This window comes from Jannaschia seosinensis, from assembly GCF_001408515.1.
In the GTDB taxonomy this organism is placed as follows: domain Bacteria; phylum Pseudomonadota; class Alphaproteobacteria; order Rhodobacterales; family Rhodobacteraceae; genus Jannaschia; species Jannaschia seosinensis.
Map to the genome: position 1 here is coordinate 1 of NZ_CYPR01000188.1, position 3,558 is coordinate 3,558.

Sequence of the window (3,558 nt, forward strand, 5' to 3'; positions counted from 1 at the left end):
CGCTGCCAGTTCCATCTCGCGCGCAACGCCATTCATCACGCTCCGAACGTCGAGATCCGCAAGCGCATCGGAGCCGAGCTGCGCACCGTGTGGAATGCCAGCACGCTCGCCAAGGCAGAAACGGCCTTGGCAGAGATCGTCGCCAGCTATCGCACCTCTGCGCCGAAGCTGGCCGCATGGCTGGAGGAAAACGCGCCCGAGGGGCTCGCGGTCTTCACGCTGCCCGAGCACCATCGCCGCCGGCTGCGCACTTCAAACCCGATGGAGCGATCCGTCCAGCAGGAGCTCAAGCGGCGCACCGTAAAGGTCAGGGTCTTTCCCAGCGACGACGCTCTGCTGCGACTGGTCAGCGCCGTCCTCGTAGAGATCGACGAGAAATGGGCCTCCGAGACCAAGGCCTACATCAAATGGGAATGCCAGGATGCATGACCCGCTCTCAGCAGAATTTCCAGACCGCAGGTTGCTCTATCCCGGAGTCCGGCTCGCCGCGCCCACGACGAGGAACAGGTTCACCTTCACGATCATGTGGTGCACGCGGTAAAAGACCGCCCCCATCAGCGCCAGCGACGTGTAAAGCGCCAGCCCGAGCATCCTGTATCCGATCTGGCTGACGATGTGGAACGGCAGGAGCCGCCGGAAAGTGGTCTGCGCCGCAACCCCCAGAACCCCCGTCACCATCGTCAGCGCCGCGATCCACAAAACGGGGCTGTGCGTGAAGCCAATATTCTCCGTGAAGATCAGCGTGAACATCTGGATAATCGCATAGACGCCGACCTTGGTCAGTAGCTCCGCAAACACCGCGGAAATCGAGAAGTCCGGCGCGTGGTATGCAGCGGGCAGCCAGAAGAAGAGCGGGAAAACCGCCGTCTGTTGGATGTCACTGAGAACTGACCCGGCAGCAGTCTAAATTGTCACTGAGAACTGACCCATGTGGAATCTTGCCCCTGACGGGATTTGTCGGGGGTTATTGGAGTGATCGACATGGGATTTTTGTGCGTCATTCGACGTTGGGCGTTACGGGACAAGATGCCCATCCGCGAGATCGCGCGGCGGACCGGGCTGTCTCGCAACACCATCAAGAAGTATCTGCGGGCGGGGATCGTTGAGCCCCGGTTCCAGACACCGGCGCGGCCGAGCAAGCTGGACCCATATGCCGAGAAGCTGACAGGCTGGCTGGTGACGGAGCAGCGCAAGTCGCGCAAGGACCGGCGCACCGCCAAGCAGATGCACGCTGATCTGGTTAAGCTTGGCTATGACGGCTCGTATGAGCGTGTCGCAGCCTTCGTGCGGACTTGGAAAGGAGACCGGCAACGCGCGCAGCAGACGACCGATCGCGGGACATTCGTGCCGTTGGTGTTCCAGCCGGGCGAGGCTTTCCAGTTCGACTGGAGCGAGGACTGGGCCTCTGTCGGCGGCGATCGCATGAAGTTGCAGGTGGCCCACATCAAGCTGTCGCACAGCCGCGCGTTCCTGGTCAGGGCCTATTTGTTGCAGACGCATGAGATGCTGTTCGACGCGCATTGGCATGCGTTCCGGGTCTTTGAGGGCGTGCCGGGCCGCGGGATCTACGACAACATGCGCACGGCGGTGGATCGCGTGGGCGTTGGCAAGAAGCGCGATGTAAATGCGCGGTTCATGGCCATGACCAGCCACTATGTGTTCGAGCCCGACTTCTGCAACCCGGCGGCCGGCTGGGAGAAAGGCCAGGTCGAGAAGAACGTCCGCGATGCGCGCCACCGGCTCTGGCAGGTGATGCCGGCCTTTCCGGATCTTGATGCGTTGAATGTGTGGCTGGAAGAGCGCTGCAAGGCGCTGTGGACCGAGACCGCTCATGGCAGCCTGCCTGGCAGCATTGCGACATCTGGGAGGTCGAGAAGCCTGCGCTGATGCCGTTGCCCACGGCCTTCGATGGCTTTGTCGAACACAGCAAGCGGGTGTCGCCCACCTGCCTGATCACCTTCGAGCGCAATCGCTACTCTGTCCCTGCCAGTTTTGCGAACCGCCCCGTCAGCCTGCATGTTTACCCCGAACGGCTGGTGATCGTGGTCGAGGGGCACGTGGTCTGCGAGCACCAGCGCATCATTGAACGGTCGCACCGGCAACCTGGCCGCGTCATCTATGACTGGCGCCTTTACCTCGCCGTGGTTCAGCGCAAGCCGGGCGCGCTTCGTAACGGCGCCCCGTTTGTCGAGATGCCAGAGGCATTCCGCCAGTTGCAGGATCAGATGCTGCGCAAGCCCGGCGGCGATCGCGAGATGGTCGAGATCCTGTCGCTGGTCCTGCATCACGATGAACAGGCGGTGCTGTGCGCCGTGGAAATGGCGCTGGAGGCGGGCGTGCCGACCAAGACCCATGTGCTGAACCTGCTCCACAGGCTGGTGGATGGCACACCGACCGACCGGCTCGATGTGACGCCCCCTTCAAGTCTCGTTCTGACGAAGGAACCTGAGGCCAATGTCGCACGCTACGACGGACTGCGGGGAGGAACACGTCATGCGTCATGATCCCGCCGGAGCCGCCATCGTCATCATGCTGCGCAGCCTCAAAATGCCGGGCATGGCGCAGGCGGTGCATGACCTCATGGAACAAGGTGCCCCAGCGTTCGAGGTATGAGGAGGATCAGAAAACAGTCCGGGGGACTGTTTTCCCGACGATTGGATGCCGATGCTGTCGCAGTTGCTCAAGGCTGAAATGGCTGAACGCGAGGTGCGCTCCATCTCCTATCACATGAAGGCCGCGCGCTTCCCGGCCTACAAGGACCTGTTCGGCTTCGACTTCGCCGCCAGCGAGGTCAACGAAGCCCTCGTGCGTCAACTCCATCGGTGCGAGTTCATGGATGCGGCCGAGAACGTGGTCCTGATCGGCGGCCCCGGAACCGGGAAAAGCCATGTCGCGACCGCCCTCGGCGTCCAGGCCATCGAGCATCACCGCAAACGCGTGCGCTTCTTCTCGACCGTCGAGCTGGTGAATGCGCTGGAACAGGAAAAGGCACAGGGAAAGGCCGGCAAGATTGCCGAGGCGCTGGTGAAGACCGAATTGGTGATCCTCGACGAGCTGGGATACCTGCCGTTCAGCGCCTCGGGCGAGATATGCCCAAAAGTTGGTGACGGTCCTCATCAGGCGGCGGTTTGAAGTTGCTTGATCCCGTCCTTGAACTCAATCCCCTGAATGACGTCGGGCAGACGGTTTGGCCCGTTGATCTTCCGCCACTTCTTCTTGGCTGACTTCATGAGTCGGAAGACCATGGCGAGGGCGGTCTTGCGGTTCAGGCAGCCCTTGGTTTTGCGGGTCCGGTTCCTGCCCGTGGCGAAGACACTCTCGATCGGGTTCGTGGTCCGAATGTGCTTCCAGTGCTCGGCCGGGAAGTCGTAGAAGGCCAGCAGCTCGTCACGGTCTTTCACCAGCTTGGCCACAGCCTTCTCGTACTTCGCGCCGTAGATTTCGACGAAGAGATCGAAGGCGGCATTCGCCTCCTTCTTCGTCTCGGCCATCCAGATGTCTTGCAGATCGGCCTTGACCCTTTCATGCATGGATTTGGGGGTCGCGCCCAGCACATTG

The 3,558-nt window shown here is 61.8% G+C and carries 3 protein-coding genes and 2 pseudogenes; 3 read left to right on the forward strand and 2 right to left on the reverse strand.

The genetic code is table 11. The features are described from left to right. Window positions 1-429 (forward strand): transposase (locus JSE7799_RS14090; RefSeq protein WP_186201954.1); only part of this gene is annotated, 429 nt, incomplete at its 5' end. Between the two features lie 36 nt (window positions 430-465). Here JSE7799_RS14090 and JSE7799_RS14095 read toward each other — a convergent pair. Continuing rightward, window positions 466-876, reverse strand: coding sequence for a proton-conducting transporter transmembrane domain-containing protein (locus tag JSE7799_RS14095; protein WP_083480606.1), 411 nt, complete (start codon window positions 874-876; stop codon window positions 466-468). A 105-nt stretch (window positions 877-981) separates the two neighbouring features. On the opposite strand from JSE7799_RS14095, the pseudogene istA reads away from it, so the two are divergent. Then, window positions 982-2,504 (forward strand): annotated as a pseudogene (gene istA, locus JSE7799_RS14100) (IS21 family transposase). A 163-nt stretch (window positions 2,505-2,667) separates the two neighbouring features. Then, window positions 2,668-3,084 (forward strand): annotated as a pseudogene (locus tag JSE7799_RS14105) (ATP-binding protein); the annotation flags it as partial. Between the two features lie 32 nt (window positions 3,085-3,116). On the opposite strand, the gene JSE7799_RS14110 reads toward JSE7799_RS14105, so the two are convergent. Next, window positions 3,117-3,558: transposase (locus JSE7799_RS14110; RefSeq protein ID WP_186201955.1), on the reverse strand; the 442-nt coding region annotated here is incomplete at its 5' end.